This is a genomic window from Kitasatospora sp. NPDC038210, from assembly GCF_055600605.1.
The window spans coordinates 351518-370679 of sequence record NZ_JBVJYK010000004.1 but is presented as its reverse complement, the minus strand read 5'-3'; the positions used below and the strand labels follow the sequence as shown (position 1 = coordinate 370679).

The window sequence follows — 19162 nt, the reverse complement described above, 5'->3', positions numbered from 1 at the left end:
AGCCTAACGGGTCCGGCGGGGTTCGGCGCACATGGTTCGGGAGCGTTCGGGTCGGTGGGCGGGGGTCACTGGTCGCCGTCGCGCTGGCCGAGGGTCACCTTGGTGGTGAGCGTCTGGCCGTTGCGGGTGTACTCGACGTCGACGGTCTCGCCGGGCTTGTGCGTCCAGATCCGGCTGACCAGGGCGGGGCCGTTCTCGATCGGCACGCCGCCGAGCTTGGTGATGACGTCGCCCGGCTTGAGGCCGGCCTTGTCGGCCGCGCCGCCGGGGGTGACGGCCGGCTGACCCTGGATGTCCTTGGTCTGGATCTGCGCGCCGTCGCCCTTGTAGTCGTCGTTGCGCAGCACGTCGAGCTTGGCGTAGACGGGCTTGCCGGTCTTGATCAGGGTGTCCGCGACCCACTTGGCCTGGTTGATCGGGATGGCGAAGCCCAGGCCGATGCTGCCGGCCCGGCCGTTGGCCGAGGCGTTGGACTGGATCGCCGAGTTGATGCCGACCACCGCGCCGCCGGAGTCGAGCAGCGGGCCGCCGGAGTTGCCGGGGTTGATCGAGGCGTCGGTCTGCAGGGCGTTCATGTACGAGGCCTGCGAGCCGGTCTCGTCGCCGGAGGCGACCGGGCGGTCCTTGGCGCTGATGATGCCGCTGGTGACGGTGGACTCCAGGCCGTACGGCGCGCCGATCGCGACGGTGGCGTCGCCGACGTTGACCTTGTCGGAGTCGGCCAGCGGCAGCGGGGCCAGCTTGCTCTTCGGCGGGTTGTCGATCTTGACGACGGCGACGTCGTAACCCTCGGCGTGGCCCAGCACCGAGGCGTTGTACGAGGTGCCGTCGGCGAACTTGACGGTCAGTTTGCCACCGTTGAGGGTCGGCGCGACCACGTGGTTGTTGGTGAGGATGTGGCCCTCGGTGTCGAAGACGAAGCCGGTGCCGGTGCCCGACTCGCCGTTGCCCTGCGCCTTGATGGTGACGACGCTCGGCAGCGCCTTCTGCGCGATGGCGGCGATCGAGCCGGGGGCGGGCTCGTTCTTCTGGGTGTCGCTGGCCTGGACGGTGGTGCTGCGGTGGTCGTCCGCGGAGCTGCTGCTGCCGTTGCGGTCGGCCACGGTGACGCCGACGGCGCCGCCGGCCACGCCGGCGACCAGCGCGACGGCCGCGATCACGGCGACCAGACCGCCGCGCTTCTTGCGCGGGCCGCCGCCGGTCGGGCCACCGGGGTAGTCGGCCGGGTAACCCGGCGGGCCGGACGGGCCGCCGGGGTAGCCCGCGCCGCCGGAGGTGGCGTCGTGGGTCGGGCCCCAGCCGCCGAGCGGCTGGCCGGCGCCGAACGGGTGGTGGCCGTGTGCGGCGGGCGCACCGGGCGCGGCCGGGGTGCCGGGGGCGGACGCGGCGGCGTACGGGTCGTGCGCGCCGGCGGCGGGGACGCCGTGGGTCGGCGTGGCGTACGGGTTCGCGGCCGGCGGCAGCACCGGGGCCGCGGGAGCGGCCGGCGCGGGCGGCAGGACCGGCGGCGGCGCGTCGATGTACCCGGTGGCCGGGTCGACGGCGGGCTCCTCGGCAGCCGGCGCGACGGGTGCGGCGGGCGCCTCGGCCGGGGCCTGCGGCGCGGGGACCTTGGTGAAGGCCACGGTGGGCTTGTGCCCGCCCTCCGGAGCGGCGGCCTCGGGGGCCGGCTCCGACCCCGTCGGCTCGGCCGCGGACTCGGGCACCCGGCTGAACGCCATGGTCGGCTTGTGGCCGCCCTCCGCCGGAGCGGCACCGGCGTGGGCCGCGTCCGCCGGGGCGGCGTCGACGGCGTCGCCCGCGGCCTCGGGCTCGGTGACCCGCCGGAAGGCCATGGTCGGCTTGTGCCCGCCCTGAGCGGGGCCGTCGGGAGCCGACTCAGCCGCCCCCTGGCCGGCGGGCTGCTCCCCCTGCGGCCCGGTGGGCCCAACCTCGCGCTCGGTGCTCACGGACGACCTCCATAGCTGGCAGAACCAAGGACCATAGTTTTTCGCATTGTCGATTCGATTGCCGTAAGGACCCCTCTGAAGAACTCATAAGAATCCTTAGCCGGTGCCGACGGCCGGGGGCTCCCCTCCCCGCCTGGCGTCCCGCGATGCGGACCGCGCACGCCGTGGCCTTGGGCGTTCGCCCCCCTGCCGGTTAGCCTGTCGCTCCAAACTGACACGCGGGAGCTTGGACCGACCAGGCTGAGAGTGCGCATGTCGACCGTACGCCACGCGAGCGAGGCGCACGGTCGAGGGGGCGCAGACCGCCGGAACCTGTCCGGGTAATGCCGGCGTAGGGAGTATCGGCCATGCCGTCTGCTTCGCCATCCTCTTCTTCGGGTGCCTCCGGCTCCGGAGATTTCCCCGCCCCCGCGGATTCCTCCGGCCCCGCGGCCGGCACGGGCGCCGCGACCGCCGTCCTGGACCGCCCCGAGCGCCTCGAACGCGTCGAGGCGCCGCTGGTCCTGGACACCGAACCGCCGCGCACGCTGCGGTTCCGCGACCACTTCGCGCTCTGGATGAACCTGGGCGTCAGCCTGATCGGCTTCTCCACCGCCGCCACCGTGCTCGGCGCCCCCGGCAGCGAGCTGTCGCTGGCCGCCGCGGTGACCGCGATCGTGGTCGGCACGGCCGTCGGCACCGCGATGCTCGGCGTGGCCGCGCTGATCGGCGCCCGGACCGGCGCCCCCGCGATGGCGAACCTGCGCGGGCTGTTCGGCACCCGGCTGTCGTACCTGCCGACGGTGCTGAACATCGTCCAGTGCATCGGCTGGGGCGTCTTCGAACTGCTCACCATCTCGGCGGGCGCCCAGACCGTCGCCCACACCACGGGCTACCGCTGGCTGTTCGTGCTGCTCGCGGGAGCGTTGACCACCGCGCTGACGATCTGGCCGCTGGGCTCGATCGCGGTGCTGCGCCGCTTCGTGGCCGGCGCGGTGGCCGTGGCGATGGTGTACTTCACCGTCCAGCTGGGGCGTCAGGGCGTGCCGGACCCGGGCGCCGGCAACTGGCACGGCTTCCTCGGCGCGACCGACGCGATGATCGCGGTGTCGGTCTCCTTCGTCCCGCTGGCCGCCGACTACACCCGGCACTCGCGCACCGCGCGCTCGGCGTTCTGGGGCAGCTTCTCCGGCTACACGATCGCCCAGGTCTGGTGCTACGTGCTCGGCCTGATGGCGCTGCTGCAGTCCGGCGGCGACCCGGAGAAGATCTTCGACTCCTTCCTGGGCGTCTGGGCCGGCTGGCTGTTCCTGCTGGTGCTGGTGCTGCGCGAGACCGACCAGTCCTTCGCCAACGTGTACTCGACCGCGATGTCGGTGCAGAACCTGCTGCCGAAGGTGGACCGCCGGGTGCTGAGCGGCGGGATCGGCGTGCTGACCACCGTGCTGGCGCTGCAGATCGACAAGTTCACCGACAGCTACTACAACTTCCTGGGCCTGATCGGCTCGGTGTTCGTGCCGCTGCTGGCGGTGCTGGCGGTGGACTTCTTCCTCGGCGCCGGGCGCCGCGGCTGGAACCTCGCCGAGGACGCGCCGGCCCGCTGGACGATGCTGCTGCCGTGGGTGCTGGGCTTCGCGGTCTACCAGTTCATCGCGCCGACCAAGGTGGCGGGCTGGTGGACGGACTTCTGGACCTCGGCCCAGGACGCCCTGCACTTCACCCCGCAGGAGTGGACCTCCGCCTCGCTGTTCGCCTTCCTGGTGCCCGCCCTGGCCACCTGGGCGCTCACCCCGCTCTCCCGCCGCACGGCGCGCTGACGCCCCGCGCTCGGGGGCCCGGCGTCCCCCGCGTGGACGCCCGGCGACCCCCGGCAACCGGCAGACGGCCCCACGGGTTGGGGCCGTCTTCGCCTCCCCGTCACCTCCGCCGCCTATCGTTGGCCCTGTGACCAGCCCAGACCTGTCCTCGGCGGCGGCGCGCACCGCGGTGCCCGCCCAGGTGATCGCGCACCGCGGTTCCTCCCACGCCCTGCCCGAACACACCCTCGCCGCCTTCCGGCGCGCGCTCGACGAGGGCGCCGACGCGCTGGAGTGCGACGTCCGGGTGACGGCCGACGGCCACCTGGTCTGCGTGCACGACCGGCGGATCGGCCGGGTGTCCAACGGCCGGGGCACCGTCTCGGCGATGACGCTCGCCGAGCTGGAGGCGTACGACTTCGGCGCCTGGAAGACCGGCCGCCCCAGCACCGACCCCGAGCTGCGCGGCGTGCTCCGGCTGGAGCGCCTGCTGGAGCTGGTGGTGGACTGCGGCCGCCCGGTGGACCTCGCGATCGAGACCAAGCACCCGGTGCGCTTCCGCGGCCTGGTGGAGGCCGAGCTGCTGCGGATGCTGGAGCGGTTCAAGATCGGCGCGGCCCGGGAGAACGACCGCCCGTCCGCCCGGATCATGAGCTTCTCCTCGGTCGCGCTGAACCGGGTGGCCGCCGCCGCGCCGGAGTTCCGGCGGGTGTTCCTGTTCGAGCGGGCGCTGCCGCTGGTCGGCCGGCTGCGCGAGGGCGCGGCGCTGCCGGGCGGGGCGCGGATCGCCGGGCCCGGCATCGAGCTGGTGCGGGCCCGCCCGCAGCTGGTGACCCGGCTGCGGGAGCTGGGGCACGAGGTGCACGTGTGGACGGTGGACGAACCGGCCGACGTCGAGCTCTGCCTGGAACTCGGTGTGTCCGCGATCATCACCAACCGGCCCGCCGAGGTGCTGGCGCAGCTCGGCAGGTGATCCGCCGACGCACCGACGGCCGTGCCGGTGCGGACTGATCGGTCTGGTCGGCAGTCAAACCTTCCGCGCACGATATTGCCGGAATTCCTTGCCCCGGGCGACAGAGGGTGAGCACGGAATGACCTCCGGTCGACCGTCCGTCGCCGTGCTCGAAATGGGCTCGCGGGATCGTCCGGTGCTCGTTTCCGACGCATTACCAAGGGGCATCTCTCCCTCGGCATACGCTGAAGGAGGTCCGGGGGTGGCGTTGATGGTGGCGCGTGAAGTGCCGACTTCATCGACCATGGCAGTGCCGCACGGCCCAGCGAGTGTCGGGGTCGCACGGCGCCGACTGCGTCGAGATCTGGGTGACCGGCAGATACCCGAACCGGTCATCGATGATGCCGTACTGATCCTTTCCGAACTGTTGAGCAATGCGTGCCGGTACGCCCGTCCGCTCGGCCCGCTGCCGGCGCTCGGCCGCGGCGCCCGGGCCGAGGTGCTCGGGCAGGTGCTGGTCGGCGTGCCGTCCGTCCCGTCCGGCCCCTCCGTCCCGTCCGGGGCGCACGCCGCGGACGGCGGCCGGGAGCACGGCGAGGGCACGGACGAGCCGGACGGCGGTGTGCTGGTCCGCTGGCAGATGCACGCCGACGGCGTGCTCACCCTGGAGGTCACCGACGGCGGCGCGGCCACCCGGCCGCTGCCCGCCAGTCCCTCGCTGACCTCGCGCGGCGGCCGCGGCCTGGGCATCGTCGACCAACTGGCCAGCGACTGGGGCGTGCGCGACGCGCCCGGCGAGGTGACGGTCTGGGCGGCGCTGCCCGCCCGCAGCCGGCACGCCCGGCGCACCGGGGGCGACGCCCGCAGCGCGTAGGGCCCGTCCTCGCGCCCCCGGTGCCGGCGCGCCCCGGCGCGTTCGCGCGCGCCGGGGGTAGCGCAGGTGCCGGAGGAACGTCAGTAGGCTTCCCGGGACACAGGACCACCGTTCCCGGGAGAGCCGCACCATGGGCAAGAAGGCCGCCAAGAAGGCGCCGCAGCGTCAGTCCACCACCGCCGTCACGGGCGAGATCCCCGTGGTCGGGGCCCGAGAGGACTGCCCCTGCGGCTCGGGCCGCCGCTACAAGGCCTGCCACGGCCGGGAGGCTTCGCACGCGGTGCAGGAGCTGGTGCACCGCCCGTTCGAGGGCCTGTCGGGCGAGGCCGACTGGGTGGCGCTGCGCGAGCTGGTGCCCGCCGCCACGGTGCCGCTGACGCTGGCCGCCGGGGTGGCCGAGGGCGCCAACGGCGAGGTCCCGTCGGTGACCCTGGCCACCGTGCTGCCGCTGGCCTGGCCGGCCCTGCGCCGCCAGGACGGCTCGATCCTGCTCGGTCTGCAGACCCAGTCCTCCTCCGGCGACCTCAGCCGCGACCTCGGCGACGCCCTGGAGCTGGCCCTGGCCACCGAGCCGGGCACCCCGGTGCCGGCCCGCCGGACCGTGCCGGGCGGGCGCCGCCTGCAGGACATGCTGGACGCCACCGCCGCCTTCGCGCCCGCCGTGCACACCGGCTTCGAGTTCTGGCTGGAGGACGCCGAGACCGCCACCGGCGAGGTCGCCGCCTCCCTGGAGCGCGCCAACGCCTCGGCCATCCCGACCGAGAAGCTGGCCGGTGTCGACGCCGCCTACTGGTGCGGCACCCCGGACAAGAACCACCTGCGCTGGGTGATGACCGTCCCGGAGGAGCAGCTGCTGGACGCGCTGGCCCGGCTGAACGCCGCCGGTGAGGCCTCGCTCGGCCCGGACACCCGTCTGGTCGGCTCGTTCCGCGCGCACGGCCTGACCGTCCCGGTGTGGGACCTGCCGCTCGCGATGACCGCCGCCGACTGCGAGAAGCCGGCCGCCGAGTTCGGCGAGCGGCTCGCTGCCGTCCTCGCCGACGCGACCCCGCTGACCGCCGAGGAGCGTCGCGCCCGCGCCAACCTGGTGAACCGTCAGGTCACCCTGAACTAAAGCGCGCAGGATCCGCGTGATACGCGTCACATTGTCGCGGTGAACGCGCAATTTCCGGGCGTGGAGGGCGTCTTGGAAATTGGCGCGGGCGCGGATCCTTGTTACTGTCTAAAGAGTCCGGCCGCTGGTGCATCCCCCGTCGCCAGCGGCCGGATCTTTTGTTTTTCCGGCGGACCGCGTGGATCACCGCGGATCAGTACGCCGAGCGGCCGCTGTCCAACCGGACCGTCGCATCGACCAACTCGCCCAGCAGCGGCCCGACCTGCGGCAGCCAGACCCCGCCCGCCCCCGGTCGCGGCGCCAGCACCCAGCGCACCCGGCCGGCCGAGCCGCCGGGCGGCAGCGGCAGGAAGCCGCCCGGCCCGTGATAGCGCAACGATCCCGGCACCCAAGGGAGTTGGGCGAGCATCTCGCCGAGCGCATCCAACGAGTACGGGGCCACCAGCAGCGCGTAGCGGCCCGGCATCGCCAGCACCGGGCCGAGCGGCATCCGCAACGCGCCCAGGTAGGCCAGCGCCCGCGCCCCGGCCTCCGCGGGCAGGCTGACCGCCGAGACCGTGGAGCCGGTGGCGGCCAGCACCGTCGCGTCCGGGCTCTGCCGCTCCCACCACCAGCGCACCATCCGGGCGTCCGTGGTGGCGGCCAGCAGCGAGGGGTCGTGCGGGTGCACGCCGGGGACGGTGCAGTCCCGGTCGCCGCAGGAGCAGCGCCCACCGCTCAGCACGGTGCCCGGCACCACGGGCCAGCGGTGGTCGACGGCGGCCGCCAGGGCCGCGGCCAGTCGGGCGGCACGCTCCTCCGACCGGTCCTTCGGGTTCTCACGCATGGCGCTCGTTCCTTTCCCTGACCGCTCGGCTCGCTCCGCTCCGTCGGCATCCGTCGGGATCCTCCGCGCGGGCCCGCCGCGGCACGGCCCCGGGCGGTGCGGAGCGGGCGGCAATGCGGACGGGGCGGCTACGACGTGGAGCACGGTGTGGAGCACGACATGAGAAGGGCCGTGCACTGGAAACAGCCCTTGGAACGAGAATCCCGCATGCGACCGGATGGACGCCGCCCGGGCGCGTTTGGTTCCACCGTACGAGTGAGAGACTTCCGGCCGACCCGGCTCCCGGGCGGCACGGGCATACGATCCGGACGGCCGCCCGGTCCGTCCCCTCGGTTCTGCCCGCTCGCGGCTCGCTCCATGCCTCCCGGTCCGACCGGCGCGCACACGAACCCCGCACGCCCTCCGACCGGGTCGCAATGGCCGTGGAACCGGCCACCGCGTCGTCCTGGATCTGGACATGCCCCGAATGGCCTGTGTAGAAGTGGTGGCATTGCTGTCGATCAATGACGAGTAGTAGCGAATCGAGGCGAAACACGCCCTTTGGCCGTGCTCGCTCCACCTTGGCCGTACCTGGGGGTTTCGCATGGCACGTAGCACCGCGTCAGGAGTGGCGGCATGACCGAGTCCCACCCGCCGACGGCCCTCCCGTCGACGACGACCGCCGAGCCGGGCGAAACCGGCTGCGCAGGCGGGCTCACCGTCCTCGACCCGCCGGGACTCCCCGGCCCCGCCGACGCCCAGGACGGCCCCGAGGACGCACCGGGCGCACCGGACGGCCCGGCCGACGACCGCACGGCACCGTCCACCACCGTGCAGGACCGTTTGGCCGGACGCCTGTCCGAGATCACCGCCCTGCACGAGCACACCGAGCGGCTCGCCCGGGCCCGCGGCCTCGCCACCACCCTGGACACCCTCCTCGCCTCCGGCGCCGCCCTGCTCGGCGCCCGCCGCGGCGTCCTGGTCACCCGGATGCCCGGCGGCGGCCCCGGTCAGCCGGTCGGCCTCGGCCTCGACCGCGCCAGCCTCGGCGCCCTGGAGACCGTCCCGTCCGAGCAGAGCCTGCTCGGACGGCTGCTGCGCGAACGGGACCGGCCCGAGCAGCTGCACTCCCCCGACCTCGCCGAGGACCCGGCCATCGGCGCCCGGCTGCGCGAACTCGCCGTCCACCTCGGCCTCGGCGGCGCCTTCGGCCTGCCGCTCGCCACCCCCGAGGACGGCCCGCTCGCCGCCGTCCTCTGGTTCTGGGACGAGCCCGCCGAGCCGACCGAGTGCCGGCGCGAACTGGCCCGCCACTACTGCGCGATCGCCGCCCCGCTGCTCGCCAAGCAGCTGGAGGCGGAACGGATCCGGCGCACCACCGAGGCGCTGCGCCGCGGCCTGCTGCCCGACCACCTCCCCCAGACCGCCGGGCTGCGACTGGCCGCCCGGCTCGTCCCGGCCGGGCTGGACCGCTCCTGCGGCAGCGACTGGTACGACGCGATCCCGCTGCCGGACGGCACCGTCGGCCTCACCGTCGGCTCCGTCTCCGGCGACGGCCCGGGCGCCGGCCCCGGCTCGGCCCCCGGTGCGGCCGCCGCGATGGGCCGGGTGCGGGCCGCACTGCGGGCCTACGCGGTACTGGAGGGCGAGGACCCGGTCTCCGTCCTGGGCGACCTGGAGCTGCTGCTCAAGACCACCGAGCCGACCCGCACCGCCACCGCCGTCTACGCCTGGGTGGAACCCGAGGAGCGCCGGGTCACCCTGGCCGGCGCCGGGCACTGCCCGCCCGTCCTGGTCGGCCGGCGCGGTGCCGAGTTCGTGGAGACCTCGCTGTCCGCCCCGCTCGGCATGCTGGCCTGCTGGGAGGCGCCCGGGGTGGAGTTCACCGCCGAGCGCGGCGACACCCTGCTGCTCTACACCGAGGGCCTGGCCCGCCGCTGCGGCCCGACCCTGCACGCCGGGCAGGCCAACCTGCGCCGGGCCGCCGCCGACGCCCCGCGCGACGTGCGGATCGACCCGGACCGGCTCTGCGCCCACCTGCTCGCCGTCTGCCCGGCCCCGGAGGCCGCGACGACGGCCACCGACGACCTGATGCTGCTGGCGGCCCGCTTCGAGTAGCCGCGCGTTCCCGCGCGTGCACCCGTCTCCCCGAGGTCCGCGGGGCCCGGACGGACGCACCGGGACCGGGCCCGGACGGATGTACCGGGCCCGAACCGACGAGCGACCGGGCGTCCGTACCATGGACGCACGGCCGCCCGCGCGTGTCGCGATCCGACACTCCCCCGAGGGGCGGCGGTACCACCCCCAAGGAGGCGTTGCACGTGACCGAGGACCGCACCCCCGCGGTGGCCGAGAACCCCGAGGCCGAGGGCGGCGACGAGCCGCAGGAGTTCAAGGGCCGCAAGAACGGGCTCTACGGCGAGATCTCCGACGAGCTGGCCGCCTCGATGAAGTCCGGCTGGGCCGACACCGAGCTGCACGGCCTCTCCCCGGTCGCCCAGGCCCCGTACGCGGCCGAGCGCCGTGCCAAGCTGTCCGCCGCCTACCCGGGCGAGCGCCTCGTCGTCCCGGCCGGCAACCTGCGGGTGCGCTCCAACGACACCGACTACGCCTTCCGCGCCTCCAGCGAGTACGTGCACCTCACCGGCGACCAGACCGAGGACGCCGTGCTCGTCGCCGAGCCGACCGGCGGCACCGGCCACGAGTTCGCGCTCTACCTGCTGCCCCGCTCGGACCGCGAGAACGGCGAGTTCTGGCTGGACGGCCACGGCGAGCTGTGGGTCGGCCGCCGGCACAGCCTGAGCGAGCAGGAGCAGCTGCTCGGCCTGCCCGCCCGCGACGTCCGCAAGGCCGCCGAGGAGCTGGCCGCGGCAGCTGGGGACTCCACCGTCCCCACCCGGATCGTCCGCGGCTACGACGCCGGCCTGGAGGCCGCGCTGGCCGACGCCCTGGACGCCGACAAGGACGCCGAGCTCAAGGAGTTCCTGAGCGGCCTGCGGCTGGTCAAGGACGAGTGGGAGATCGGCGAGCTGCGCGCCGCCTGCGACGCCACCGTCAAGGGCTTCACCGACGTGGTCCGCGAGCTCGGCCAGGCCGTCGCCACCTCCGAGCGCTGGATCGAGGGCACCTTCTGGCGCCGCGCCCGGGTCGAGGGCAACGACGTCGGGTACGGCACCATCGCCGCCGCCGGCCCGCACGCCACCACCCTGCACTGGGTCCGCAACGACGGCGACGTGCGCCCCGGCGAGCTGCTGCTGCTGGACGCGGGCGTGGAGACCCACACCCTGTACACCGCCGACGTCACCCGCAGCCTGCCGATCGACGGCCGCTTCACCGAGCTGCAGCGCAAGATCTACGACGCGGTGTACGACGCCCAGGAGGCCGGCATCGCCGCGGTGAGGCCCGGCGCCCGCTTCCGCGACTTCCACGAGGCCTCGCAGCGGGTGCTCGCCGAGCGCCTGCTCGCCTGGGGCCTGCTGGACGCCTCGGCGTACGACGTCGAGAAGGTCCTGGAGCTGGGCCTGCAGCGCCGCTGGACCCTGCACGGCACCGGGCACATGCTCGGCCTGGACGTCCACGACTGCGCCCACTCGCGCCGCGAGGAGCACGTCGACGCCCTGCTGGTGCCCGGCATGGTGCTCACCGTCGAGCCCGGCCTGTACTTCCAGCTGGACGACCTGACCGTGCCGGAGGAGTACCGCGGCATCGGCGTCCGGATCGAGGACGACATCCTGGTCACCGCCGACGGCAACGAGAACCTCTCGGCCGGCCTGCCCCGCCGCTCCGAGGACGTCGAGGCCTGGATGGCCTCGCTGGCCTGAGCCTCACCCGGTCCGAACCCCGACCGAGCGCCGTACGCCGAAGGGCCCGGCCTCCCGAACCGCTCGGGAGGCCGGGCCCCGGTGCGTTCGGGGTGGTCGGCTGCGTCCGGGGAGGTCAGCGCTGGACGGCGGGCCGGACGGCGACGGTCGCGCCGTAGTGACCGTCCGAGTCCCCGCCGACCCGGATCTCCACCGGGCCCGCGCTGCCGGTCCGCTTCAGGCCCAGCCGGAAGGTGTACTCCACCGGGTTGCCCCGCATGACGCCGACCAGCTCGGCCGGCGCCACCCCGAGGCGGCCGTTGCGGTCCGCGGTCACCTCGAAGGACTTCCACGCGTTGCCGACCTTGGCCTCCACCGTGACGTCCGATCCGGTCAGGCCCGTGCCGGTGGGCAGGTACAGCCGCACCATCGGGCGCAGCAGGGCCGACCCGTCCGGCGACGAGACCTTGAAGGATTCTTCGCAATACGGGCAATGACGGACGCGTTCATGTGACAGTCCCCCAGAGGACATGGTGCTGGTGATGTCGGATGAGCGGACGCCTTGCCTGCGTCCCGAGGAACCGGCCCGAGCCCCGGCCCCGCCGGCTCGCTCTCCCCGCCTCTCACCCTGATAGACGTCCATCCCGGCGGGGGGTTGCAGCCGGATCCGAAGGTTTCTCCGCGACCCCGCCCCGGAACGCCGAAAGGCGCCGTGACCAGGCGGTTTTCCTGGACACGGCGCCTCGGGGGCGGCCTGCGATCGGCTACTTCACGACGACCTGCCGGATGGTCGCCGTGCCGAGCATGGTCAGCCGTCCCTTGCCGTCGTACGGCAGGATCGCCTGAGCGGTCACCGGCATCGCCCCGGCGCCGTCCGCGCCGTCGATCGCGAGGCGGAACATCACCGTCTTGCTCTGGCCCGGCGCCAGCGGAAAGGCAGCCGGCCTGCCCACGGTCAGGTGACGCATGCTCGCGACCGGTGACATGGGGATCGGGACCCAGGTGCCACCGTCCTGACGTTCCAGCGTGCCCGAGTTCACCGGCTCGGTCTCGCTCGCCGGCGACCCTGCGTAGGGCTCGGTGACGAGCACCGGCTGGACAGCGTCGTAGGTGTTCTGGCTGGTGTTCTTGTACGTCACCGCGAACGTCACCGGCGAGTCCTTCGCGGACATGAGCCCCGCCGGAAGGATCCCGCTGAAGGAGATGCCGATGTCGCTGTCACTCACCGGAGCCGCCGACGGCGTCGGCCCCGGCGCCTTGTGGCCGCTGACGTCCAGGCTGTTGACGATCGTCTGCAGGCCGGTCTGGTAGTCGCTCTTGAGTCCGACCGCCGAGACGAAGACCTGGTCCTTGGGCAGGGCCCAGACCTGTGCCGTGAAGGGGGACTTGCCGCAGGTCACCTGCCACTGCGACTTCTGGGCGGAGCGGCCGGCGACGGTCGGGGTGCTCTTCGTCGGCCCTGTGCTGTTGATCGGCTCGCCCGTGGGGGTGTGCGGGTTGTCCCAGACCGGGCAGTAGGGCTGGTTGCCCCAACCCGAGTCCGTGTCCATGAAGGCCATCTTGGGCCAGCCGCCGCCGTCGACCTCCTCCTGGGTGTTGTAGGCCGTGACCATGACGCCGTACGGCTCGCAAACGTCCTGCGACCAGCCCTTCGGCGACTCGGCAGGTGTGCCCGGGCTCAGGACGCAGACGGTGAAGGAGTTGAGCGAAACCGTCTTCCAGCCCGCCGGCACCTTGAACTTGACGCCGCGGAACGAGTACGACGACGCCGGGCCGACCGGGGGTGCGGTGCTGGTGGCCGACGCGCTGGAGGACGGGACGCCGTCGGCGAGCGGGAGGTCGGTCTCGGGCTCGCCCGTCGGGGTGTCGGTGCCGGTGGGGGTCACCGACGGGGTGGGAGGGACGGTCGGCTCGGCGGTCGGGCTCGGGGAGGCCGTCAGCGAGGCGGCCGGCGGCGGCGGGGTCTGGTCGTGGGCGACCGGCTCACCGTGGAAGGTGAGCACGCCGAGCGCCATCGCCGCGGCCAGGCCGAGCGGGACGGTGACGGCGTACACCGGGCGCAGTCGGCGGATCCGGCTCTTCGGGGGTGCGGCCGGGCGCAGGCTGTTCGCCGTGACCAGGGCGGCACGCGCGCCCATCGCCTCGCGGAGCAGCCGTTCGGTCGGGGTTTCGGCCGGCCCGTCGCCGTCGCCGCCGATACGGCGGGGGAACTTGTCGGTCATCTAACCTTCTCCAGGTGCTTTTCCAAGGCGTCCAGGGCACGACTGGCCGTGGACTTCACGGCACCCCGGGAGAGCCCCAGGGTCTCGGCTATCTGCGCCTCCGACATGTCGGACCAGTAGCGCAGCACCAGCACCTCTCGCTGGCGGGGAGTCAATTCCTGCATCGCCACCAGGACCCGACGGTGCTCGTCGTTGAGGACCGCGTGGTCCTCCGCCGAAGCGGCGTCGGGCTCGTGCGGCGGCACGTACTCGCGGGCGGTCTTGCGGCGGCGCAGCATCGAGCGGGCGCCGTTGACCACGGAGGTCCGCAGGTACCCGAGCGCGTTGTCCAGGTCGTCCAGCTCCTCGCCGTGGCGCTGGTAGAGCTGGGTGAAGGCCTCCTGGACGACGTCCTCGGCCAGGTCCTGGTGGTCGACCAGGAGCACGGCCATCCGCACCAGGCCGAGCCGGTGGGCGTGGTAGAGGTCGGTCAGGGTGGGCCGTTCCTCCGCGGGCTTGCGACCGCCGCGCAGCAGCCGGAAGCCGGAGCGGCGCTGCTTCACCTCCTGCTCGGTGACGGGGCCGGCGAGGGGCTCGCCGACCTCCTGCGCGCCGAACAGCGCGGCGACCACACCGCGGACGGTGAAACCGTGCGCCTTCCCCGGCACGACGGTCGGCCCGATGGCCATGGACATGTGCGTTTCCGCTTTCCCCCGGTGACGGTGACGGCGTTCGCCGGACCGTCAGGTCCACCTGATCAAGATCGTGATCGGGGGGATCCTCCCAGCTGCCCTCGCCGCGGTTCCCTCCGCCCCCACACCTAGTGGACGTGCAGCAGGGGTGGAGGTTGCAGGTGGGTTCGAAGAAATGTCCGAGGAGCCCGGACGACTAGACTCACCGGCGTTCCGCCACCCGTGAGCAGGGGGTTCGCATGGCCGAGCAGGACGTCGAGGGCGCGGTCGGCGCCCGCACCGGCATCGACACCGGAATCGCCGTCGCCAGCGCCACCGGCACCGCCGTCGCCAGCGGGCAGCGGCCGGTGGCCGTCGCCATCGGCCGGCGGCCGGAGCCCGTGCACGATGTCGCGGTGTACGCCTTCGAGGGCATGGCCCCGTTCGAACTCGGCGTCGTGGTCGAGGTGTTCGGGCTGGCCCGGCCCGAGCTGACCGGGCTGCTGGCCACCCCCTGGTACGGCCTGAAGGTGTGCGCCGACCGGCCCGGGACGGCACTGGACGCGGTGGGCGGCTTCACGCTGACCGCCCGGCACGGGCTGGACGAACTGGCGGCCGCCGACACGGTGGTGGTCCCCGGGGTGCCGAACGCCTTCGGCGGCGTGGGGGCACCTCCCGGCCGCCAGGCCGGGGGAGTCTCCCCCGGGCTGGTGGCGGCACTGCGCACGGCGCACGAGCGCGGCGCCCGGATCGTGTCGATCTGCTCGGGCGCCTTCGCGCTGGCCGCCGCCGGGCTGCTGGACGGCCGGGAGGCGACCACCCACTGGCGGTACGCCGAGCTGCTGCAACAGCGCCACCCGGCGGTGCGGGTCAACCCGGACGTGCTGTACGTGGACAACGGGGACGTGCTCACCAGCGCGGGCAGTGCGGCCGGGATCGACCTCTGCCTGCACCTGGTCCGCCGGGACCACGGCGCCAAGGTGGCCAACACCGTGGCCCGCCGCTTCGTGGTGGCGCCGCACCGGGACGGCGGTCAGGCCCAGTTCATCGAGGCGGCGGTCGGCACGGTCGAGGAGGAGGACGACGGGATCGCCCGCAGCATGCAGTGGGCGCTGGACCACCTGTCGTCCCCGCTGACCGTCCCGGTGCTGGCCCGCGCCGCCCGGATGTCGGACCGCTCGTACCTGCGGCACTTCACCGCCCGCAACGGGACCAGCCCGATGCGCTGGGTCGTCACCCAGCGCATCGCGGCCAGCCTGCCGCTGCTGGAGTCGCCGGACGGGACGGTGGAGGAGATCGCCGCGGCCGTCGGCTTCGAGAGCTCCGCGACCTTCCGCCACCACTTCGGCCGGGTGATGCGCACCTCGCCGACCGCCTACCGGCGTTCGTTCGGACGCGGGGTCGCCTGATCGCGTCACGCCGTCACGCCGTCAGGCCGTGACGGCCTGACGGCCGTGTCGAGCCGTTACGCGTTCTCCCGCCGGTCGGCGTTGGCGACGATGGCGTCGTGCAGCCACTGCGCCAGGCCCGGGGCGAGCTCCTCGTACACCTTCGTCCAGCGCGGGTCGGAGACGTACAGGCCGGCCAGCCCACGGTGGATGGTGAACGTGCAGTCGTAGAAGTTCCGGCAGATGTGCTGCCGGTGCGCCTCGGCGAGGTCCGTGGCCACCGTGCCGTCGGCGGGCTCGCCGGCGGTGATCGCCGCGGCCAGTGCGGTGTTGAGCTCGGTCATCTCGGCCTGGATCCGCTGCCAGTCGGCCTTGGAGTAGCCGCCGGTGCGGCGCTGGGACTCGGCCCAGGCGGCGGTGTCGCCCCAGCGCTGCTCGGCCTCCTGCTCCCACTCCTCCTGGTATCCCTCGCCGAAGATCTCGAACTTCTCCTCCGGGGTCAGCTGAATGCCCATTCTCCGTGCCTCCATGGCGTGTTCGACGGCTGCGGCGATGTCCTGGAGGTGCCGGATCCGGTCGGTCAGCAGCTGGTGCTGCCGCCGGAGGTGCTCGCTCGGACTGACCGAGTGGTCGTCCAGGATCGCCGCGATCTCCTCCAGGGGGAACCCGAGTTCGCGGTAGAAGAGGATCTGCTGCAGCCGGTCGAGATCGGCGTCCACGTACCGGCGGTAGCCGGAGCGGGTACGGCCGGCCGGGGACAGCAGGCCGATCTCGTCGTAGTGGTGCAGCGTGCGGACGGTCACCTTGGCGATCTTCGCCACGGCGCCGACCGAGTAGCCCTCACTGGTCATCGGAGTTCCTCCCTGGTGCTGACCACCACCCTCGGCTCTCACGTCGCGTGAGGGTCAAGCCGTCTTTCCGGGCGACCGCTCAGGCGTCGGCGCCGACCAGCGCCCGCTCGCGCCGCCGGGCCGCCCGGCGTCCGCCGTCGCCCTGGCCGCCGGACCGCGGCCGACGGGACTGCTGGGTGGGCCAGAGCAGCACGTACGCGGCGGAGACCACCACGAAGGCGAGCCGGACGAAGCCGCGGGCCGAGTCGGACGGCAGGAACAGCGTGCCGCCGTACAGCGCGGCCAGCGCGATCCAGCTCCACCACGGGACGAGCCGCTTCTGCCCGACCGCGTCCCAGAGCAGGGTGCCGAGCAGGATCGAGGCCGTGTAGTACGTGTAGACGCTCGGGTCGAGGAGGATCCGCGCGTCCGCGCCGAGCAGCACCACGGCCGGCCAGCGGCCGCGCCACACCGCGATGGCGCCCAGGCCGATGCCGAGCGCGAACTGGGTCGGGCGGTCCCACCAGGGGGTGGCCGGGTCGGTCACCCCGAACCAGCGCAGCGCGGAGGCGGGCTGGTTGGGGATGGTGAACTTCGCCGCCGCCATGGTGTCCAGGTTGCCCAGGTAGAACGGCAGCCAGGCGATCGCCACCAGAACGGCGAACCAGATCGCGGTGCGCAGCCAGGTGCGCCGGGGCAGTGCCAGGATCAGCGGGGCGAAGGCGATCGCCCAGGGCTTGGAGTCCACCGCCAGCGCCAGGAAGATCGCGACCTGGGTGGGCTTGCCGCGGGCCAGGGCGTGTGCGGCGAGAGTGGTGAAGAACAGCGCGAGGACGTCGTCCAGGTGCGCGAAGCGGACCGACACCTCGACCCACATCGGGATGAACGCCAGTCCGGCGATCAGCAGCCGCTGCTGGAGCCGGCGGTGGTTGGTGCCGGTGCCCAGGTAGTAGAGGGCCGCGGTGCGGCCGATCACGACCAGCATCACCAGGCCGAGCGCGGCGCTCGCCGCCTCGGCGACCAGTTGGCCGGTGTGCGGTGAGAACGGAGCGGTGAGCCTGGCCGCGGCGAGGCTGACCGGGCCGATCTGCAGCTCCGGGTGGTGGGCGTAGAGCGACAGGCCGCCGTCGGCCTGGCCGCTGAAGAGCAGCTGCTCGCCCTGGCGCAGGTAGTGCCAGGAGAAGCCGCCGCTCGGCTCGACCAGGAAGAACCAGAGGACCGTCCAGGCGACCAGCAGGACGTGGTGCCTGCGGAGCGGCAGTCCCGCGATCCGCCCGGTCGCCGCCTCGTAATCCGTGGTGGCCCGTGCCGTGCGTGCTTCCCGCACCTGTCCTCTCCCCGCCGGTTCCGCCCCCCTCCGGCCGGACATCCTATGTGACGGAGGAGTACCGCCCGTGCCGCCCGCATGACCGTCCGGTGGACGGCGCGGGCGACACGGGGGCACCCGTGGAACGGTTGTCCCTGGTCAGCTGTGCTGGCCGGTCTTGCGGCGGCGCAGCACCACGAGGGTGCCGACACCGGCCACCAGGACGGCGCCGCCGACGGCCGCGATCGCGGTGGTGTCGTCGCCGCCACCGGTCTGGGCCAGCGCCTTGTCCGCGTTGTCGGAGGCGGTCTTGGCCTTCTCGACGCCGCCCTGGGTGATCTTCGGCGGGGTGACGGTCGGGGTCTGCACCGGGAAGTCGATCGGCTGCTGGACGTCCGTGCTGCTGCCGGACGGCGCCGGAGCGGCGGTGGTCGCGGAGGCGGACGGCGAGCCGGTGCCGGGGGCCGGGGTGGTCGGCGCCGGGGTGGTCGGGGTCGCGGTCGCCGTCGTGGTGGCCGTGGCCGTCGTGGTGGCCGTGGCGGTCGCGGTCGCCGTGGCGGTCGCGGTGGCCGTGGCCGTCGGCGAGTGGCTCGTCGTCGGGGTCGGCTTGCCGGTCTTGGTCGGGGTGGCGGTCGGGGTGGGCTTGCCACCGCCGGCCTTGATGGTGAAGCCGGCGCCCTTGATCCCGTCACAGCTGAAGCTGCCGTGGTCGTCCGGGTTGCCGGTGTCGGCGGAGAACACCACCGGGACGACGCCGGCCTTGCCCAGCGGGGTGTCCTGGTCGAAGGAGACGCGGACGTCGATGTCGATGTGCTTGCCCTGGGAGATGTAGAGCAGCGCGTCGTCGGCGGCGTTGCCGTCGGTGACGTCGCCGAGCAGCATCAGCACGGCGCTGTCGTCGCCGTCGCCGCCGCCGGGCGCGACGGCACCGGTCTTCCAGGTGCCGCCACCGGGCAGGCCGGCCGGCAGCTTGTACTCGACCTTGAGGTCCTTCGCCTTGAGCGAGCCCGCCTTGTTCTTGAACTTCAGCAGCGGGTAGGCGACGAAGTCGCTCTTGGTCGAGTTGTCGATCCGGTAGGTGAACACGCGGGCGTCGCCGCCGGCGATGAAGGTGTCCGGAACACCGCGCACCGAGAGGTCCAGGGCCTTGTGGCCCGCCTTCTCGGCCGGGGCGGACGCGGAGGCGGAGCCGGTGACTCCGACGGCCATGGCGCCCTGGGCACCGGCCAGCACGAGCGAGGACGCGAGCGCGGCGGCGCCGGCGAGGGCAAGACTGCGACGTATGGACAAGGGAGACCTCACGGACGTTTCCGGGCGAGGCCCGGGCGCGAGGGGGCGGCCGCAGACGCCCCGTCCCCCCGCGAAGCTGAAAGTGCGACGGAGAGTACCGAACGATCCGGCCGAGCCGGAAGGCGGGTGCCGCACTGTGCCCGAGCGGTGGAAGTGACGCGCCCGGTTCGTCCAACTCCGTCCAGTTACAAGGCTTTTGCGCTTTGC

Annotated in this window: 15 protein-coding genes and 1 riboswitch; of the genes, 7 read left to right on the top strand and 8 right to left on the bottom strand. The window is 73.6% G+C overall.

Annotated elements, in window-relative coordinates:
• Positions 1-65 precede the first annotated feature (65 nt).
• Entirely contained in the window at positions 66-1949 is a 1884-nt protein-coding gene (locus ACZ7KX_RS10810; protein WP_470326167.1) for a S1C family serine protease, read from the bottom strand.
• 208 nt (positions 1950-2157) lie between these two features.
• A riboswitch (TPP riboswitch) is annotated at positions 2158-2304 on the top strand.
• Between ACZ7KX_RS10810 and ACZ7KX_RS10805 the strand changes: the two genes are divergently transcribed.
• The 4 genes from ACZ7KX_RS10805 (at position 2297) to ACZ7KX_RS10790 (ending at position 6664) form a co-directional block, all read left to right on the top strand.
• Complete coding sequence (locus ACZ7KX_RS10805) at positions 2297-3745, top strand: purine-cytosine permease family protein (protein WP_470326166.1); 1449 nt, start codon at positions 2297-2299, stop codon at positions 3743-3745. Its footprint overlaps the riboswitch before it by 8 nt.
• Before the next feature lie 127 nt (positions 3746-3872).
• Positions 3873-4697, top strand: a complete 825-nt coding sequence (locus tag ACZ7KX_RS10800; protein ID WP_470326165.1) for a glycerophosphodiester phosphodiesterase family protein — start codon at positions 3873-3875, stop codon at positions 4695-4697.
• A 406-nt stretch (positions 4698-5103) separates the two neighbouring features.
• Complete coding sequence (locus ACZ7KX_RS10795; protein ID WP_470326164.1) at positions 5104-5550, top strand: ATP-binding protein; 447 nt, start codon at positions 5104-5106, stop codon at positions 5548-5550.
• A gap of 130 nt (positions 5551-5680) precedes the next feature.
• Positions 5681-6664 carry a DUF5926 family protein gene (locus ACZ7KX_RS10790; protein WP_350519683.1) on the top strand — a complete coding sequence of 328 codons (984 nt, stop codon included), beginning with the start codon at positions 5681-5683 and terminating at the stop codon, positions 6662-6664.
• Between the two features lie 193 nt (positions 6665-6857).
• Here the strand turns inward: ACZ7KX_RS10790 and ACZ7KX_RS10785 are convergent, their stop codons facing one another.
• On the bottom strand, positions 6858-7490 hold the full coding sequence (locus tag ACZ7KX_RS10785) for a bifunctional DNA primase/polymerase (protein WP_470326163.1): 633 nt from the start codon (positions 7488-7490) through the stop codon (positions 6858-6860).
• Positions 7491-8105: 615 nt separating this feature from the next.
• Here ACZ7KX_RS10785 and ACZ7KX_RS10780 point away from each other — a divergent pair.
• Together ACZ7KX_RS10780 and ACZ7KX_RS10775 are read left to right on the top strand one after the other, a co-directional pair.
• Entirely contained in the window at positions 8106-9587 is a 1482-nt protein-coding gene (locus tag ACZ7KX_RS10780; RefSeq protein ID WP_470326162.1) for a PP2C family protein-serine/threonine phosphatase, read from the top strand.
• 203 nt (positions 9588-9790) lie between these two features.
• Positions 9791-11290 (top strand): aminopeptidase P family protein, encoded by a 1500-nt coding sequence (locus ACZ7KX_RS10775; RefSeq protein WP_470326161.1) that lies wholly within the window; start codon positions 9791-9793, stop codon positions 11288-11290.
• Between the two features lie 115 nt (positions 11291-11405).
• Here the strand turns inward: ACZ7KX_RS10775 and ACZ7KX_RS10770 are convergent, their stop codons facing one another.
• The 3 genes from ACZ7KX_RS10770 to ACZ7KX_RS10760 form a co-directional block, all read right to left on the bottom strand.
• Positions 11406-11699: a hypothetical protein gene (locus tag ACZ7KX_RS10770; protein WP_470326160.1), complete on the bottom strand. Its 294-nt coding sequence runs from the start codon at positions 11697-11699 to the stop codon at positions 11406-11408.
• A gap of 334 nt (positions 11700-12033) precedes the next feature.
• Positions 12034-13491, bottom strand: a complete 1458-nt coding sequence (locus ACZ7KX_RS10765) for a hypothetical protein (RefSeq protein ID WP_470326159.1) — start codon at positions 13489-13491, stop codon at positions 12034-12036.
• Positions 13488-14165, bottom strand: coding sequence for an RNA polymerase sigma factor (locus ACZ7KX_RS10760; RefSeq protein WP_470326158.1), 678 nt, complete (start codon positions 14163-14165; stop codon positions 13488-13490). Before ACZ7KX_RS10760 ends, ACZ7KX_RS10765 begins: the two co-directional genes overlap by 4 nt.
• 377 nt (positions 14166-14542) lie before the next feature.
• Between ACZ7KX_RS10760 and ACZ7KX_RS10755 the strand changes: the two genes are divergently transcribed.
• Positions 14543-15550 (top strand): helix-turn-helix domain-containing protein, encoded by a 1008-nt coding sequence (locus tag ACZ7KX_RS10755; protein ID WP_470326307.1) that lies wholly within the window; start codon positions 14543-14545, stop codon positions 15548-15550.
• Between the two features lie 56 nt (positions 15551-15606).
• On the opposite strand, the gene ACZ7KX_RS10750 is transcribed toward ACZ7KX_RS10755, so the two are convergent.
• The 3 genes from ACZ7KX_RS10750 to ACZ7KX_RS10740 all read right to left on the bottom strand — a co-directional run bounded on the left by ACZ7KX_RS10750 (position 15607) and on the right by ACZ7KX_RS10740 (position 18955).
• Positions 15607-16380 carry a MerR family transcriptional regulator gene (locus tag ACZ7KX_RS10750; RefSeq protein WP_470326157.1) on the bottom strand — a complete coding sequence of 258 codons (774 nt, stop codon included), beginning with the start codon at positions 16378-16380 and terminating at the stop codon, positions 15607-15609.
• A gap of 79 nt (positions 16381-16459) precedes the next feature.
• Positions 16460-17686 (bottom strand): hypothetical protein, encoded by a 1227-nt coding sequence (locus tag ACZ7KX_RS10745; RefSeq protein ID WP_470326156.1) that lies wholly within the window; start codon positions 17684-17686, stop codon positions 16460-16462.
• Positions 17687-17824: 138 nt separating this feature from the next.
• Positions 17825-18955, bottom strand: a complete 1131-nt coding sequence (locus ACZ7KX_RS10740) for an LPXTG cell wall anchor domain-containing protein (protein WP_470326155.1) — start codon at positions 18953-18955, stop codon at positions 17825-17827.
• Positions 18956-19162 lie beyond the last annotated feature (207 nt).

Bases quoted from the DNA above. Each gene is read 5' to 3' on its own strand.
- ACZ7KX_RS10805 (WP_470326166.1), top strand. From the start codon at position 2,297: ATGCCGTCTGCTTCGCCATCCTCTTCTTCGGGTGCCTCCGGCTCCGGA.
- ACZ7KX_RS10790 (WP_350519683.1), top strand. From the start codon at position 5,681: ATGGGCAAGAAGGCCGCCAAGAAGGCGCCGCAGCGTCAGTCCACCACC.
- ACZ7KX_RS10785 (WP_470326163.1), bottom strand. From the start codon at position 7,490: ATGCGTGAGAACCCGAAGGACCGGTCGGAGGAGCGTGCCGCCCGACTG.
- ACZ7KX_RS10780 (WP_470326162.1), top strand. From the start codon at position 8,106: ATGACCGAGTCCCACCCGCCGACGGCCCTCCCGTCGACGACGACCGCC.
- ACZ7KX_RS10770 (WP_470326160.1), bottom strand. From the start codon at position 11,699: ATGGTGCGGCTGTACCTGCCCACCGGCACGGGCCTGACCGGATCGGAC.
- ACZ7KX_RS10765 (WP_470326159.1), bottom strand. From the start codon at position 13,491: ATGACCGACAAGTTCCCCCGCCGTATCGGCGGCGACGGCGACGGGCCG.
- ACZ7KX_RS10760 (WP_470326158.1), bottom strand. From the start codon at position 14,165: ATGTCCATGGCCATCGGGCCGACCGTCGTGCCGGGGAAGGCGCACGGT.
- ACZ7KX_RS10750 (WP_470326157.1), bottom strand. From the start codon at position 16,380: ATGACCAGTGAGGGCTACTCGGTCGGCGCCGTGGCGAAGATCGCCAAG.